This window comes from uncultured Sanguibacteroides sp. (assembly GCF_900543425.1).
Taxonomy (GTDB): domain Bacteria; phylum Bacteroidota; class Bacteroidia; order Bacteroidales; family Marinifilaceae; genus Gabonibacter.
Genome location: NZ_UQRQ01000007.1, coordinates 52,063 through 69,618 on the forward strand (window position 1 = coordinate 52,063; position 17,556 = coordinate 69,618).

Here is a 17,556-nt window from a genome sequence, read left to right on the forward strand (position 1 = left end):
AATATACCATCTGTCATGGCTCGTTACCCGTTCCCGTCTCCGGATTTTCCGGAGGAGTAAATATACCCACTCTTTTTATTTTCAACGTATATACCAAAGTTGAAAAAGAGGGTATCAAAATCTGTCCGCCTGTATTCCTTACTCCTGCACGTCCGTATCCCAAAACATAAGGCAAAATAACCGTTGCTTCGTCTCCATCGCGTAAATAGGTCAAAGCCTTTGCATAAGCTTCCAATATCGTCCCATTTCTCGGGGCTTGAGGATGAATCATCGTCACACTATCCCAAACTTCATACTGCTTCAACAAACCCTCGGTCAAAACGTAGGCCTCATGTGAAATCGAAACCGTATCTCCTTCCTTGATTGCGGAGGCTCCGCTTCCTTGACGTGTCATTACCAGATAAGTGATCGAATCATTTTGTCTTATCTCGACAGGATCGCCGATCTTACCTTCTATTTGACCTATATAACTCTGAATCAAAGCGTCTTCATATTTCTTAAAGTCCGGAATGACCCGTTTTACCTGAAGTTTATACAACATCGACTTTCCGTTCTGGCTACCCAGTTTAGAAGGAACAATCATTTCACCCGTTTTACCTTCTCCGATGTATTTCAACGCCTCCCCGATATAATTAAACTTATTCACCGTATCGAGTACATTATATACCGGTCCCCCCATCGCGTAAGTTCTGATATAAGTAGAATCCAGCTTCTGTTGCGGATCAGTAGAATCCATGTATTTCCCGTTCAAATCCAACACATCGTAATCGATCAGGGCGTATTCATCTTCTTTCACCAAAGTTCCCGACTGATCGTTGTTAAAAATATAGATAGAATCAATCGGCAAACCTTTTACGGAATAGAAACAAACCGTAGTAACAGAAGTTGTAGCATTTTCTCGCAGGTATTCCCCAATACCGATGGATTCTTTCTCCAAAATATCAATCAGATCGTCCTCTTTTTCTTCGGAGCAACTCCAAAAGCTAAGTATCAACACGCATACCGATAAAATATAATATTTTCCCATACTCGTTTTTATTAAACCGTTATCTCCGTTTCTTCCCAAAATCCTTTTCGTAAATGTACCGTACTCCGAATTCCCGCCTCTCGTAACAACTCAAATGCCTCTGCCCTACTTTGATTTATTTTTCCAGGCTCATGGGCATCGGAATTTACCATCAGGGGTATTTTTAATGTCTTCAATTCTCTAAAATAACGCACGTCCGGAAACAACATTCCTCTTCGTACATAGGCTTTCGTATTGATCTCCACCATCACACCTTTCTCTGCAATCAACCTCAAATAATCCATCATCATCGCCCGGAACCATTTGCTGTCCACGATTTCCGGATCACAAAGCGAACTATTCATCGCCACTTTATCCGCGTGAGCAATAAAATCGAAACCGCCTAACTCAACCATTCGCATCGAAGCCTGAAAATAATTCTTTATCAACTGCCTCAAATTTCCGGCGAACACATCATCCAGGTTTCTCCGAAAATCTTCGACTCTCCCGTCCATATCCATCACTTTCTCTTTTTCCGGATTCACTACATAATGAACGGAACCGATACGATAATCCAACGGCAATTGTTGAAAGTAAAGAGACGAAGGTCCGCATTCATCATTCAAATAATCAATTTCCAACCCTACATATACTTCAAGCATCGGAGCATATACTCGTTTAAGCCTCTCCATTTCCTGCAAATAATTCCCTACCTCGCTCCGTTTTAAAGACCAGTCGGTTTCAAACGGCAGCGGAGAATGGGAAGAGATTCCATAACTATGAAATCCTGCTTCTATCGCCGCTTTTACAAAATCTTCAGCAGGCGCCCTTCCATCACAAAAAGTACAATGACTATGATAATTACATAAATCCATTCTTACTTTTTCATCCAAGCATTAACAATCTCGCCCACGTATATTTTATGAAAATCTTTTTCAGGATAACTTTCCACTACCGGTCTTTTCTCTAAAAAAGCATCTTCTTTTAACCAATCCGTGTATATTTTTTTACACTCCAAAACCAAACGGGCTTCTTCAAAAAAAGGATTCCCCAACGATGTAAAACAGGGAGTCAATCCACTCTTTTCCACCTTATTGACATCCCTACCTGAAGTCGAGCCACATACATTTAACGCTTTTCGGTTCTCTTTTCCCAAAAAAGTAAGCGTAAAATAGGCATTATTTTCCATAAATTCAAACGTATACCGCTGCGGGCGTACAAAAACAGTCACGACAGGCTTGTTCCACAAAAAACCCATCATACCCCAACTCGCCGTCATCATATTAAAATGATCGGCATTACCGGCAGCAATAAGCATCCACTCCTCACCAATTAATTGGATGGCATTCTCCTGAATAACCTTAGGATCTATTTTTTGAAGCATATTCATTTCTCTCTTGTTTACATTCTTTCCGGCATCTCAATTCCCAGCATCCCCATAGCACTTTTTATAGCCTCGCTACATTGCCGCGCCAACAATAATCGAATATTCCGGACCGTTACATTCTCTTCCTTCAGAATAGAGTAATCATGGTAAAATTGATTAAACTCCTTGGCCAGCTCATACGCGTAATTTCCCAGCACGGCAGGACTATAATTGTCCCCGGCTTCTTTTACTACCGAAGGTAATTTGGCTATTAGTTTAATCAGATTCTGTTCCTTCTCCGTTAACGAGGTATGTATATCCCCCGGTTCGATCGCAATTCCGATTTCTGCCGCTTTGCGCAATACCGACTTAATCCTCGTGTAGGTATATTGAATAAAAGGTCCCGTATTTCCGTTAAAATCAATCGATTCTTTCGGATTGAACATCATCGTTTTTTTAGGATCTACTTTTAAAATAAAATATTTTAAAGCTCCTAAGGCAACCTTACGATACACCTCTTCTGCTTCTTCCCGAGAATAACCCTCCAACTTCCCCAGCTCCTCAGAAGTTACCCGTGCGGTATGAATCATCTCCGCAATAAGGTCATCGGCATCAACTACCGTACCTTCCCTTGATTTCATCTTCCCTTCCGGTAACTCCACCATACCATAAGAGAGGTGTTTAATCTTGTCTGCCCACTCGAAACCTAATTTTTTACAAATCAGGGACAACACCTGAAAATGATAGTTCTGCTCATTGCCTACAACATAGATTTCCTGATCGATATTAAATTCATTAAAACGATCGTAGGCAGTCCCAATATCCTGAGTCATATAAACGGAAGTTCCGTCATCCCGCAACAACAATTTATGATCCAACCCGTCTCCCGTCAGATCGGCCCAAATACTTCCCGTTTCTTTCTGGTACAAAACTCCGTCGGCCAACCCTTTCAACACAAGATCGCGTCCTTTTTTATAAGTTTCCGATTCGAAATAGATCTTATCAAAAGAGATCCCCATCAATTTATAAGTTTCATCAAACCCTTCCAAAACCCAATCATTCATCATCCGCCACAAAGCTACGGTTTCCTCGTCTCCAGCCTCCCATTTGCGCAACATCTCCTGAGCTTCCAACAGAATCGGAGCATTTTTCTTTGCTTCCTCCTCCGACATATCTTTTCCCATCAGCTCTTTTATTTGAGCTTTATACTCTTTATCGAAACGTACGTAGTAATCGCCCACGAAATGATCTCCTTTTGTGCCGGTAGATTCGGGTGTCGCTCCATTAGCGAATTTCTTCCAGGCTATCATACTTTTACAAATATGTATTCCCCGATCATTCACCAAATTAACCATAATCACCTCATGCCCGTTTGCTTTCTGGATTTCAGACACAGACCATCCCAGCAAATTATTCCGGATATGACCTAAATGCAAAGGCTTGTTCGTATTAGGAGAAGAGTATTCTATCATAATGGTCTTCCCGCTCTTCTCTTTTAAGTAGCCAAATCTCTCCTCTTCGGCTACTTCATTCAATACCTCAATCCAATAGGCTGAAGAGATCGTTACATTAAGAAAACCTTTAATGACATTGTATTCTTTGACCTCTTCTATATTCTGCTTCAAATACTCTCCCAGCTCTTTCGCCGTCTCTTCGGGGGACTTTCGAGAATATCGGGTAAACGGAAAAACCACTACCGTCAAATCTCCGGCAAACTCTTTTCTCGTTTCCTGCAACTGAATATCCTTAGCTGTCAATTCAACCCCGTAACATGCCTTTACGGCCTCCAATACTTGCTGAGTAAGCATTTTTTCTATCGTCATATCGCTCAAACTTTTAAACAATTCACTAACGTTCGCAAAAATACAATTTATCAAGATAATATCCGCAATTAATCGGAAAAATCACTTTTCCCCACAATTATTTCCATTTTTGACCGAACGATCCGGATAAAAAACAAAAATCCCGCTTTCTCCCGATCATTCACTTAACATCAATTCATAATTTATTATATTTGAACACGAACATAAAAAATATATATCATGAAGAAATTCTTACTCTTTTCAGTTATCGGATTGTTATTACTCCACTCCTGCTCTAAAGATGAAGAATCTATCTCTCCCCGTTACTTCGTATCTGTCATTCAAGAAAAAGAGTTTTCCGTCAAAGAGATAAAAAACAGGTATCCTGAAATTTTCACCCGTTACTCCTCTCTTTCCTTTCTTTTACAAAATATTCATGTCACGACCATACGTTATCGGACAAAAGACTGTAAAAATCAAGATATTATCGCCTCTGGCGTTATCGCTTATCCTTCCAATAAAAATATAAATGGTGTTACCAGCGTACAACACTCTTCTTTATTTTTAAAATCCCAAGCCCCCTCCCGCCAGCTTCTTCATTTCGAACTTGCTCCCGTTCTCTTTAAGCAAGTCGTTTTTATGGCAGACTACATCGGATTTGGAGAGACGGAACATCTATTCCACCCTTTTTTTCACAGCAACAGTACCGCCCAATCGTGTCTGGATATGATCAGGGCCGGAAAAGAGTATCTGCAATCCATTCGTTTTTCCATTCCGGAAGAGATTTCCCTAATGGGATATTCACAAGGAGGAAATGCCACTCTTGCTTTATTGAAAAAAATCGAAGAAATACCCGCTACCGACCTAAAAGTCAAACAAACCTTTGCAGGAGGGGGAGCTTACGATTTAGAAGCTACCTATAACTATTTTTTAAACCAAAATTACATCTCCCAACCTGCCTTTGTTCCTTATCTGATTCTCGGTTTAAACACAGGTAGCCGTTTACAGTTAGATTGGAACGAGATTTTCATTTCTCCCGATCAGGTAATTCCTCTTTTCAACGGGAATCAAGATCTACCGGAAATAAACATGCGATTAGGTCATTGGCTGGAAGATATATTATCGCCTGCTTTTTTTCTACCGGAAAAAAACAACTCCATAAAAAAATTGGAAAAAGCTTTGAGACAAAACTCTCTTGTCGAATGGACTCCCAACTCTTCTCTCACGCTTATGCACTCGCCCGATGACACTTACGTACCTTATCTAAATGCCGAACATGCTTTTCATTCATTCCAGCAGCAAGGATGCAGGGTTAATTTTGTCTCCCTTCAAGGAGATCACAGTAGTGCCGGGGTTCAATTCTATTTACAGGTAGTACTCAAACTATAAAAACTTTATCCCAATCACTAAATCACAGAATCCTTTAATTTACAAAAATAGCACATTGCACCCGTCCCCGTGGGTTAATCAATTGTATCCTCCCAATATTTTAACATATTCCGCTAAAGCCGCCTTGTATTGATAATTCGCAGAAACCACATTCGTGTATGCTTGTAACCAGGTCGCCTGAGAGGAAAGCACATCTAAGATCGGTAATTTTCCCTCGTTATAGCTAAATGTATTTAACATTAAATTTTCCCGGGAGATATCTAAAGTAGTTCGTGCGATCTCCACTCGTTTGGCAGATTCATTCAACTTCACCCAGGCATTAGCCAACTCCTCTTTAATCTGATCTTGTACCTTACTAATTTCCAATGCTTTATAAACCTCCATTGCTCTATTTTGTTGTACATAGTGACGTTTTTCGCCCCAATTGAATACAGGCATACTTAACTTGGCAAAAGCTACCGTGGTAAAACGCTCTTTTCCGTCAACATTAATCATCGGCGTTCCCCATGCCTCTTTCAATCCAATACTGAACTGAGGAAGATATTTTGCCCGTAATATCTTTGTTTGTTGTTTCGCCAGATTCAGATTTTCCGTGGCGATCTGAAAATCAGGACGACGTTTTAAGGCCGTTTCAATAGGCTGTAACGCGGGAACAATCATCGGTTTTTGAATAGAATCGATAACGACAACGGTCTCTTCCAAAGCAACTCCCATCATGATCTTTAACGACTGCATGGCTGTCTTAAAGTTCATATCTGCCGTAGACAACTGCAATTCAGCCTCCTTCAACCGAGTCTTTACCATTAATACATCTGTTTTACTAATAGCGCCCTCATCGAAACGTTTATTTACGATATCGTATAACTCCCGTACAATCATAACAAACTCTTCCGATATCAGATAAAGTGTCTCATTAGCAGCAACCGACCAATAACTCAAATCTGCGGCATAAATAATATTATCTTTTGTCAACTCCTCGCTTAACCGTGCAATAGCTTCTTGCAATCTCGCCGCATCCCGTTGCTTTTTCACTCCGCTTCCGGAATACAGATTCTGGGAAGCAGTCGCTACGGCAGAGTAATTACTATGTTTCATATCGATTCCCTGCATAAACTCTACATCCTCCAATTGATAAGAGTAATCTCCTCCGATCTGGACCTTCGGGAAAAAACCTGTCTTAATCGCTTTCAAAGCGAAGACAGCAGCTTTTACAGCCTCCTGCGACTGTTTTACATCCTGATTATATTCCAATACTCGTTGGCGATATTGCTCCAACGTCAACATCAACGCTTGTCCGTTCACGGTAACGGCAGCCAACAGAATCGATATACTTAAAATAAATTGTTTCATACTTTTTTGTTTATGAATTTAGATGATGGCTCCCGACCCTCAAATGCCAAGAATCAGGAGACCATGTACTATCTTACTTTTATCCTGAAAATCAAACAATAAGTCACAGGCAACACGACTATCGTCAACAAACTGGCTATCAATAATCCGCCCATGATACAAGCGGCCATTCCCCCGAACATGGCATCGAATAAAAGGGGTAACATTCCCAAAATAGTCGTTCCTGAAGCCATTGTTACCGGTACGATTCTGGATTTCGTGGCCTGCAACACGGCATCCAAAGGAGCCAAACCGTTTTCCTGTTCTATCCCTATCTGGTCGACCAGTACAATGGCATTTTTTATATTCATTCCAACCAATCCCAATACACCTAACAGCGCAAAGAAGTCAAACATTTTTCCCATCACCAGCAATCCAAAAACGACACCGATAAAGATCAAAGGAACCATTAACAGAATAACCGTCGGTTTTCGATAAGTACGGAACAACAATAAAAGCACGATAAACATCAATATCAGAGTCAGGGGCATATTAGCAGCCAAAGCCTGATTCGATTCTTCTTGTGTCTCTTCCTCTCCAAAAACTTTCATCGAATAGCCTTCCGGCAGATCCATTTGCTTCACCTGACTCAAAACCTTGGCAAAAGCAGCTTTCGTATTTACTCCCCTTTTCGCATCGCATTGAGCCATCATCACCCGATCCCGATTATAACGCTTGATAACATTAAAATTATAATCGTAAGCAAAACTATCCACAACCTGAGCCAACGGGACGGTCAAGCCTTTCGAAGTAAATACCGGTAATGTTTTCATATTATCAAGATTCTTTGTATCCAACCCATCCTCTTTCAATAAAATCGGCATAAACAGATCTTTTTCCCGATAATCTCCAAGCGATAAGCCATTGGTCGCAATCTTCAATGCATAAGCCACGGATTGACGAGTAATTCCGACACGCTGTCCCCGCTCCTGGGAATAAGCAGGCTCCCAAACCGGAACCTTATTTCCCCAACTATTCCGCACATTGGTAACCATTCCGGTCTCCCGCATCATTTTCATGGCACGATTGGTCAAAGCAACTAAGGTATCTATATTATCCCCGATAAAACCGATCTCAATAGAGGCTTCCACGGCCGGAGAAAGTTTAAACAAAGAAGAACGGATTAATACATCCGGATAATTTTCCCGTACATAAGTATTCAATCTTTCCTCCAAAATAGGCGAATTAGCTTTATCATCCACTTCTATCAACAAGTTACCGAAATTCGATTTCGGGCCGAAAGAAGTACTTGCCAGATAATAACGCAACGGGGAACTCCCCACCGTCAAGGAGACATTTTTCACCTCCTTTTGCTTCATTAAGTAACCTTCGATCTCCGTCAATATTTTTTCCGATTCCCGAATACTATACCCTTCCGGCAAGAAACAATCTGCACGGAAATAAGGTTTATCCATATTCGGGAAAAAGTTTTGAGGCATGGCCCCCATAATATAAAGTGAAACGAAAAACAATACAATCACGGTAACAAGCGTAAGCACCTTATGATGTATCAACTCTCGTAGCACAGCGGTAAATTTATTATAAAATTTCGTATCATAAGGATCCTTCACAGCTTCGCCGCTTCCTTCTTTTAAGATAAAATTACCGAATACAGTCGTCTGTGTCAATGCCAATATCCAACTCAATGCCAGAGAAACAGCCAACACGATAAACAAAGGCTTAACCATCTCCGCAACTGCCGAAGGCGCCAAATAAAGAGGTAAAAAAGAGAAAATAGCAATTAAGGTTGCTCCCAATAATCCCCATTGAGGAGAAGTAGCTCCTTTTATTAAAGCGTCCCGCCGCTTCATTCCCTTTTTTATCAATATCTGGGCATTATCCGTAACCACAATGGCATTATCGACCAACATACCCATGGCAATAATAAAAGCAGCCAAGGAGGTCCGGTTTAGTCCCACGCCCATAAATTGCATGATTAGCATGGTTCCCCCGATGGAAAAAAGTAAGGAAGAACCTATCAATAGTCCGGCCCGAGTTCCCATGACAAGTAGAATGATCAGAATAACAATCACAACAGACTCTATCAGATTTAAAATAAATCCGTTATTTGCTTCTCTTGCAATTTCATTCTCCGGATAAAGAGTCACCAACTCGATGCCGACAGGCATCATCTCTACCAACTGACTCAATTTGTCTTTCACCTTTTCTCCGGTCTTTACCACATCCATATCGGGTACGGTAGAGATTCCAATGCCTATAGCCCGTTTACCATTTACCCGAATCAAACTGGAGGGCGGATCCAAATACCCCTTCTCCACAATCGTAATATCGCCTAAACGAACTTGCTGTCCGGTTTCTGTCACAATCAATTGATTCCGAATATCGTCTAAAGTTTTATAAGTTCCGTCGGCAAGTATTTTCAATTCAATATTCCCGGCTCTCTTTACGCCTGTATTGATTAGAGAATTCTGGGATTTTATGGTATTGATCAACGTGTTTAGATTTAATCCGGAATTGGCTAACTTCGACATCGTTATAAAAACATTCACCACTTCTGTCTGTTCCCCGAACAAGGCTACTTTTTGCACACCGTCAATCGTCACCAATTGAGTCTTTAATTTTTGTCCCCACTCCCTCAAATCGTGGTAGCTAAATCCCTCGTCAGCCGTTAAACCGTAATATATACCAAATACATCCCCAAAATCATCCGATACGCTAATTTGAGAAGCACCCTGAGGCAGGCTCGGTTGAATATTCAATACCTTACGCCTCAACTCGTCCCACATCTGAGGCATTTCATCCGGAGGAGTTGCAGGACTCAGCTCAATTTTAATTTTAGACATCCCATAAAAAGACTCCGAATTTATTTTATGTACGCGCCGCATAGACTGAATCTCCCGTTCTATGGGTTCCGTGATCAATTGTTCCACTTCAGCAGGCGTTGCTCCGGGATATTGTGTAATAATGACTGCCGTTTTAATCACAAAAGGAGAATCCTCTTTCTTTCCCAATAAATCAAACGACAAAACGCCTCCGATCATCAATATGGCCAGGAAAAAATAGATTACCTTCGTGTTATCCAGCGAATATCTAGCTATATTCATAATTTTTCCTTTATTATTTTAATATTTTTACTTTCTGACCTTCCGTGATATAATTAGCACCCGCCACCACAATGATATTATCACGATTCAATCCTTTCTCCACGATCACTTTATCATTACCTATCAATTGTCCGATTTCCACAGCCTGACTCGTTACCGTCTCTGAGGTTGTGTTATACAGCCACACGCAAGTTTTACCCGTGTTCAAATCTTTAAAGAGAGCACTCATCGGCACGATATAGCTACCTGCCACACTCGTCTCTATTTTCAAATTAACCTTACAGGAAAATCCGGGATAGATATTATGTATATCTCTGGAAAAACGAGGATCATCAATGGATAATTTCACGGGAATACCCGTTCCGTCAGGAGAAGCATCGATAAATTCTTTTACCCGGGCTTTAAACCAAAGTCCTTTATAAGTATCAAACTCAACCGTTACCGTCATCGGAACCCGGGTCAAATCCACACTTGTTTCCGGTAAAGTAAAGCTGACCGCTAATTTTCGGGGATTCACCAGTTTTATAATAGACTCTCCCGGCATCACTTTCTGGTAATTCTCTACGAATTTTTTTTCCACGAATCCGTCAAAAGGAGCTCTCAATTTCGTATCTTCCAATGTATTCTGTGAGGTTTCATAAGCAGACTTCCCTTTGATGTAATTTGCATCCGCAATTTCATAATCTTGTTTGGAAATGGCTTGCATGGCCAATAACTTCTTATTTCGCTCCAATTGAGATTTAGCCGTCAAGTAGGCTGCCTTATTCGCTTCATATTGTAACCGATAATCCAAAGGATCCACCCGCGCGATGATTTGATTCTTCTTCACCTTCTGTCCCTCTTCCACGTTCATTTCAATTAACGGACCCGATACCTTAAAAGCCAAATTGCTATATTCTTCCGCCTCGACAATACCTGTATACACTTTATTTATAGCATCTAACGACTCTACTTTTACGACCTTTACCGGACGGATAATATCGGGGACGGTATTATCCTTTTTTCCTTTACAAGAGACGCCCAAAAGTACAGATAAACCTAAAATTGCCCATTTACACCTCATAAAACAAATTATTATTAATTATTATTCAACTTCTTTATTACTACAAGGGCTACGTCTTTACAACTTCCATGCCAGAATCCCAGTTAACGAAATGAAGCAAAAATTCAGATAAAGATTTTACCCAAATATATACAATACGAAACAGGCTATAAAAAGTTCATTCATACACATTTTGAAATAAAAAAACGTTCGATAAGGTTATCGAACGTTCTTAATTAATTATACGTATTTTATACTATTTAGACAAACTATTTCAATAATCCGGCACTTCTTAATTTAATTTCAGTCAATATTTTTTTTGTATACAATGGAAATTCACTATTCAGCATCCAGGCAAAATACCCCGGTTGCTCCTTCAACACCTGAAGTACAGGAACTCCTTTATTTTTTCCAAAATTAAAAACCTCAACTCCATTTTCATCATACACGATAAAACCGGCGAAGTCCGCATTATTGCTTTGAGACGAAAACTTACTTAAGAAAGTGATATCATTTTCCAACTGCCCTTCATAGCGTTCCAATTGAGATTGTAATACCTCGTAAGTAGCCAAGGTATCCGCCGCCGCAGTATGTGCATCTTCCAAATTCTTATCACAATAAAAACGATACGCCGCACTTAACGTACGTTGTTCCATTTTATGAAAGATCGTTTGTACATCCACAAATCTGCGCTTACGCATATCGAAATCCACCCCTACCCTCAAAAACTCTTCTGCAAGCAGAGGAATATCAAAACGGTTCGAATTATACCCTCCCAGATCACATCCCTCGATAAAACGGGCTAACTCTTTAGCTACCTCCTTAAAAACAGGAGAATCCTTTACATCTTCATCCGTAATACCATGAATCGCCGTCGCTTGTTCCGGTATATGCATTTCCGGATTAACCCGGAGAGTCTTCTGTTCCTCTTTTCCATTGGGATGGATTTTCAAAACGGATATTTCAACAATTTTATCCTTGGCAATATTAACACCCGTCGTTTCCAAATCAAAAAAAACGATCGGACAGGTCAGTTTTAATTTCACAAACTTTCAATTTAAATTTCAAATAAATGTATTACACCATCATCGGCATCAATAGCATCAATAAATCCTCATCCTGACTATCACTTTCGTAAGGCAGGAAGAGACCGGGACGACTGGGATCCGATAATTCCAATACAAAATATTCCGTATTTAAATTGGCTAAAATTTCCAAGACAAAAGGAGATTTAAATCCGATAGCCATTTCATCTCCATCGTATTGACAGGAGATCGTCTCATGTCCGGACATAGCATAATCCACATCTTGAGCAGAGATGACCATAGACCCCCTTGTCAAATCGAATTTCACCAGATTACTGGCTTGATTAGCCATCACGGACACTCTTCTCAAGGTATTATACAACTCTTTTTTCTCAATTATAATTTTCTTGGGATTATTTTGAGGAATAACCGAATTATAATTCGGGAAACGTCCTTCTACCAAAGTACATACCATCTTGTAATCCCCGAAAGTGAAACAAGCCATTTTTTCATTGAATTGCATTTTCAATTCGCTTTCATCCTTCGGTAAAATATTTTTCAATAACAACGAGGGCTTTTTCGGCAAAATCAAAGCCCGCTGCTCTCCATCCGTACGGGCATCGAAACGCTTATATCGTACCAATTTATGGGCATCGGAAGCAACAAAAGTGAAATTTTCCGCGTTCATCTCGATCAGAATACAGTTCATCACTGGACGAAGATCGTCATTCGCCGTCGCAAAAACAGTCTTGGAAATTCCTTCCAGTAACATACCGCAATTGGTTACCAACACGACCGAATTTTCATCCAAACCGGATTGTATCGGATAATCTTCAGCACCCTCTCCCATCACGGAGAATTCACCCTTATCGGAGATAATCGTTACTTTATGAGTCGCCTCATTGATTTCAAAAGTTAACGGTTGTTCCGGAAACTCTTTCAGTATATCCAACAATAATTTAGCAGGAATGGTAATACTACCGGGTATCTCCAATTGTTCCAACTCCACACGGGCTTCCATGGTAGTCTCTTTATCGGATGCGGTAACGAACAACATATTGTCTTTAGCCACCAGTAAAATATTATCCAGAATCGGCTGAGCAGGCTTTCCACTAATGACGCGGCTCACAGCTTGCAACCGAGAAAGAAAAGTGCTACTTGATATAACAAACTTCATATTATACGATTTTAAATTTACATTTGCATAGTATTCTCTACTTCTTCAACGGTTATGGGAGCTCGGTGATCTCCCATGCATTTACACCCGTTTTCCGTAATCAGTATATCGTCTTCCAAACGAATACCTCCGAAATCTTTATAAGCTTCGATCTTATCATACACCAAATAATCTTTATGCAGACCCTGTGCTCTCCATTGATCGATCAAAGCCGGTATAAAATAACAACCCGGTTCATCCGTAATAACAAAACCCGGTTGTAACATTCTTCCCATCCTTAAGGAAGAGGTACCAAACTGATTAATCGGACGGGTAACTTCATCGTACCCTACATATATCTGTCCCAAATCTTCCATATCATGCACGTCCAACCCCATCATATGACCCAAGCCGTGAGGCATAAACAAGGCATGTGCACCGGCAACAACCGCTTCATTCACATCTCCCTTCATTAATCCGAGATCCTTCAACCCTTGTGCCAACACCTTACAGACTTCCAGGTGCACATATTGATAAGTCACTCCCGGACGGGCAATCTCCATTGCCTTATTATTACATGCCAGTACAATATTATAGATCTCTTTTTGTCTCTGGTTAAATTTTCCCCCGACAGGCACGGTACGCGTAAAATCCGAACAATAGTTCATAACCGACTCGGCTCCGGCATCCGTCAGCATCATGCGTCCTTCCGTCAATATCTTGCTATGGTCATGATTATGCAGGGTTTCTCCATTTTGAGATAGAATAACCGGAAAAGAAACCATACTTCCATAAGAAGCGGCAATACCTTCAATCAATCCGGCAACGTATTGTTCTTTCACACCCGGGTGAGCATGTTTCATGGCTGTCACATGCATTTCGTATCCGATGTTGCAAGCCCGGTTAATTTCATCGATCTCACACGGCTCTTTCACGGAACGTAAGGAAATAACAGCCTTAATCAACTCCAAAGAAGCATAGCTCTTCACCAAAGAGTGATGAATACCCAACAAATCCTCCAAAATAATCATGTTTCGATAACGATAAGGAGGTAAAAAATGAATTTTACGTCCGGCAGCTATCGCCTCTTTCAAACAATCAGCCAATTTGGTAAAAGGCGCCGTATTAGCAACTCCTACACCGGCGGCCATATCTTTTACGATCGGTTGTGGTCCCATCCAGATAATATCATCCATATCCACATCATTCCCGAAAATATACTCCTTACCGGTATCAACATCCAGCACTCCGGCAAAACCGGGTAAATTCAATCCGAAAAAATAAAGGAATGAACTATCCTGTCTGAATTTATAGGTGTTATCCGTATAATTCGCAGGAGCTTCTCCATTACCAAGAACAAGTACCAGACCGCCACTCATTTTTTCAATAAGTCGCTTTCTTCTACTAACATACACGCTTTTATCAAACATATTTATTATTATTTTAATGAATAATTTTCAACGTTACAAACGAGACGACAAGGTACTGATTTTTTTTTAATAGATGAAAAGATTTATTTCCAAAATCATAAATTCTTCTCTTTTCAAACATAACTATTCCGGGATCACGGAATTGAATCTTTATTGATTTTCCAACTCCCCGATCCCGGAATTCACTTGTTCTTCATTATTTTTTTCCTTGAAAAAGGAACGCTCCGAAAGGAAGACATATACCAGCAATGACAACCTGATAAGCACCATATAAGATGCGTACTTCCTCTGCCATCATCTCTCCGGTTAATGTCGTCACAGCCCCCTCCTTGTCTAAATAAATATTGATAATACGCCATAACACGACGAAAGCTGCCGCCAAGCTAAAACCCGAACCAACATATACCCAGCCCACTCCCATATCTTCCTTCAACCTCCCCCTTAAAGCAAACAAAAAAGCAACGGCAAACATGATAAACGTGAACCAACCCGCCGATTGATACCCCGCAATTGAACCGTAAAGATTCACTTCATACCAAGGTAAAAAAGTAGCAATCATCCCGATAATCGCCAAAATAAAAACAACAAACTTCTGTTTACTCATGATCTTTTATTTTTCATTTATTTTTTGAGATTTACGGATTTAACAAGTAAAGAGTTACAACAATAAACATTCGATTTTTACCTATTTTTCACCATGTTATTTAAAATGATTCTAAACACTATTTTTTTAGAATAATCAACGTCAAATTGTTTGAAAATCGTAATAACAATCAGTAATTTCGCACCTTGTATTTTAAGGAGACAATAGTTCTAAAAATCTGTGTGGAAAACAAATTAAAATTAAACATAATATCTAATTAATTTAAATTTTATCACAATGAAACCAACTCATATCGAACACATTGGCATCGCCGTTGCCAGTTTGGATGAAGCTATTCCTTTTTATGAAAAAGTATTGGGATTAGAGTGCTATGCCATTGAAGAAGTAAAAGATCAAAAAGTTAAAACTGCTTTTTTCAAGGTTGGACAGACTAAGATTGAATTGCTTGAATCCACAGATCCAGAAGGCCCCATCGGAAAATTCGTTGAGAAAACCGGAGGAGGTATGCATCACATGGCATTTGCGGTCGAAGATGTTGCAACTGCATTAAATGACGCACAAGCTGCCGGTTGTCAATTGATTGACAAAACACCGAGAAACGGTGCAGAAGGTTTAAAAATAGGTTTTTTACACCCGAAATCAACCTGCAGAGTACTAACGGAGCTTTGTGGAACAAAGTAATTTTTGAATAATCTTTTATACTCATAAAATTATGATGACAAATCAAGATAAAGTAAAGAAACTAATCGATCTCCGAGCACAAGCAAAATTAGGTGGTGGCGAAAAGAGAATCGACTCCCAGCATAAAAAAGGAAAATTTACAGCCCGTGAACGTATCGATATGTTATTGGATGACGGAAGCTTCGAAGAGTTTGACATGTTCGTAACTCACCGTTGTACCAATTTCGGAATGGAAAAAACCAAATTCTTAGGTGACGGTGTGGTTACCGGACAAGGAACCATCGACGGTCGTTTGGTTTTTGTATTTGCTCAGGACTTTACCGTATTCGGAGGAGCTTTATCCGAGACATTAGCCATGAAAATATGTAAGGTAATGGATAAAGCTATGGCAGTAGGAGCTCCGATTATCGGACTGAATGACTCCGGTGGTGCACGTATTCAGGAAGGTGTTACTTCATTAGCCGGATATGCAGAAATTTTCGAACGCAACATTTTGGCATCCGGAGTAATTCCCCAGATTTCTGCTATTTTCGGACCTTGTGCCGGAGGAGCCGTTTATTCCCCGGCTTTAACGGACTTTATCATGATGACAGAAAATACCTCTTACATGTTCGTAACCGGACCGAAAGTGGTAAAAACCGTAACCGGAGAAGATATTTCGACTGAAGACCTGGGAGGAGCTCGTGTACACGCGACAAAATCCGGAGTTTCTCACTTCTTGTTAGAAAACGAAGAAGAGGGTATTATGATTATTCGTAAATTACTCTCTTACCTGCCTTCCAACAATTTGGAAGATGCTCCGATTATTCCTTGTACCGATCCGATCGATCGCTTGGAAGATAAATTAAACACGATCATTCCGGATAATCCCAATATGCCTTACAATATGTTGGAAGTTATCGAATCTATCGTGGACTACGGGGAATTTTTGGAAGTTCACCGTAATTATGCCAAAAATATCATCGTAGGATTCTGCCGGATGGACGGTATGCCTATCGGTGTGATTGCCAACCAACCGAACTTCTTAGCCGGAGTGTTGGATATAGAAGCTTCTCGTAAAGCAGCACGTTTCGTTCGTTTCTGTGACTGCTTTAATATCCCTATTTTGACCTTGGTCGATGTTCCGGGATTTTTACCGGGTAGCGGTCAGGAATACGGTGGTATCATCACTCACGGGGCTAAACTGATGTTTGCCTATGGAGAGGCTACCGTACCTAAAGTAACCGTTACTTTAAGAAAATCATACGGTGGAGCACACGACGTGATGTCCTGTAAACAACTTCGCGGAGACTTCAACTATGCCTGGCCGTCAGCACAAATTGCAGTAATGGGAGCCAAAGGAGCCATCGAGGTACTTTACGGCAAGAATTTAGCCGAATTGACCGATCCGGAAGCTCGGGCAAAATTCGTTACGGAGAAAGAGGACGAGTATAATGAAGCATTTGCCAATCCGTATCAAGCAGCATCTTACGGTTATATCGACGATATAATCGAGCCGCGTAACTCTCGCTTCAGAATCATTCGCGCATTTGAAAGCCTGAAAACGAAAAAGGTTGTTAATCCGCCGAAAAAACATAGTAATATACCTTTATAAAATTCAA

Annotated in this window: 14 protein-coding genes; 3 read left to right on the forward strand and 11 right to left on the reverse strand. The window is 40.4% G+C overall.

Going from position 1 to position 17,556, the window contains the following annotated elements:
- Positions 1 to 13: 13 nt before the first annotated feature.
- Genes QZR76_RS05275 through argS form a run of 4 tightly spaced genes read right to left on the reverse strand, consistent with a single transcriptional unit; the run spans position 14 to position 4,195 of the window.
- Positions 14 to 1,027, reverse strand: coding sequence for a hypothetical protein (locus QZR76_RS05275; RefSeq protein WP_294141052.1), 1,014 nt, complete (start codon positions 1,025 to 1,027; stop codon positions 14 to 16).
- Between the two features lie 11 nt (positions 1,028 to 1,038).
- Complete coding sequence (locus QZR76_RS05280) at positions 1,039 to 1,881, reverse strand: histidinol-phosphatase (RefSeq protein WP_294141054.1); 843 nt, start codon at positions 1,879 to 1,881, stop codon at positions 1,039 to 1,041.
- 2 nt (positions 1,882 to 1,883) lie between these two features.
- Entirely contained in the window at positions 1,884 to 2,396 is a 513-nt protein-coding gene (locus QZR76_RS05285; protein ID WP_294141056.1) for a flavin reductase family protein, read from the reverse strand.
- Between the two features lie 11 nt (positions 2,397 to 2,407).
- Positions 2,408 to 4,195 (reverse strand): arginine--tRNA ligase, encoded by a 1,788-nt coding sequence (argS, locus tag QZR76_RS05290; protein ID WP_294141058.1) that lies wholly within the window; start codon positions 4,193 to 4,195, stop codon positions 2,408 to 2,410.
- A 219-nt stretch (positions 4,196 to 4,414) separates the two neighbouring features.
- On the opposite strand from argS, the gene QZR76_RS05295 reads away from it, so the two are divergent.
- Positions 4,415 to 5,563, forward strand: a complete 1,149-nt coding sequence (locus QZR76_RS05295) for a lipase family protein (RefSeq protein WP_294141060.1) — start codon at positions 4,415 to 4,417, stop codon at positions 5,561 to 5,563.
- A gap of 78 nt (positions 5,564 to 5,641) precedes the next feature.
- Here the strand turns inward: QZR76_RS05295 and QZR76_RS05300 are convergent, their stop codons facing one another.
- The 7 genes from QZR76_RS05300 to QZR76_RS05330 form a co-directional block, all read right to left on the reverse strand.
- Entirely contained in the window at positions 5,642 to 6,913 is a 1,272-nt protein-coding gene (locus QZR76_RS05300; RefSeq protein ID WP_294141062.1) for a TolC family protein, read from the reverse strand.
- 68 nt (positions 6,914 to 6,981) lie between these two features.
- On the reverse strand, positions 6,982 to 10,017 hold the full coding sequence (locus QZR76_RS05305) for an efflux RND transporter permease subunit (protein ID WP_294141064.1): 3,036 nt from the start codon (positions 10,015 to 10,017) through the stop codon (positions 6,982 to 6,984).
- Positions 10,018 to 10,030: 13 nt separating this feature from the next.
- On the reverse strand, positions 10,031 to 11,080 hold the full coding sequence (locus QZR76_RS05310) for an efflux RND transporter periplasmic adaptor subunit (RefSeq protein WP_294141066.1): 1,050 nt from the start codon (positions 11,078 to 11,080) through the stop codon (positions 10,031 to 10,033).
- 248 nt (positions 11,081 to 11,328) lie between these two features.
- A complete protein-coding gene (locus tag QZR76_RS05315; RefSeq protein WP_294141068.1) occupies positions 11,329 to 12,105 on the reverse strand; it encodes a 3'-5' exonuclease in 777 nt (258 codons plus the stop codon).
- A gap of 31 nt (positions 12,106 to 12,136) precedes the next feature.
- A complete protein-coding gene (dnaN, locus tag QZR76_RS05320; RefSeq protein ID WP_294141071.1) occupies positions 12,137 to 13,261 on the reverse strand; it encodes a DNA polymerase III subunit beta in 1,125 nt (374 codons plus the stop codon).
- Between the two features lie 17 nt (positions 13,262 to 13,278).
- Positions 13,279 to 14,670, reverse strand: coding sequence for an aminopeptidase P family protein (locus QZR76_RS05325; protein WP_294141073.1), 1,392 nt, complete (start codon positions 14,668 to 14,670; stop codon positions 13,279 to 13,281).
- Between the two features lie 196 nt (positions 14,671 to 14,866).
- Positions 14,867 to 15,274, reverse strand: a complete 408-nt coding sequence (locus QZR76_RS05330; RefSeq protein WP_294141075.1) for a hypothetical protein — start codon at positions 15,272 to 15,274, stop codon at positions 14,867 to 14,869.
- Between the two features lie 276 nt (positions 15,275 to 15,550).
- Between QZR76_RS05330 and mce the strand changes: the two genes are divergently transcribed.
- Together mce and QZR76_RS05340 are read left to right on the forward strand one after the other, a co-directional pair.
- Complete coding sequence (gene mce, locus QZR76_RS05335; protein ID WP_294141077.1) at positions 15,551 to 15,955, forward strand: methylmalonyl-CoA epimerase; 405 nt, start codon at positions 15,551 to 15,553, stop codon at positions 15,953 to 15,955.
- A 34-nt stretch (positions 15,956 to 15,989) separates the two neighbouring features.
- Positions 15,990 to 17,549, forward strand: coding sequence for an acyl-CoA carboxylase subunit beta (locus tag QZR76_RS05340; RefSeq protein WP_294141211.1), 1,560 nt, complete (start codon positions 15,990 to 15,992; stop codon positions 17,547 to 17,549).
- The last annotated feature ends 7 nt before the right edge of the window (positions 17,550 to 17,556 follow it).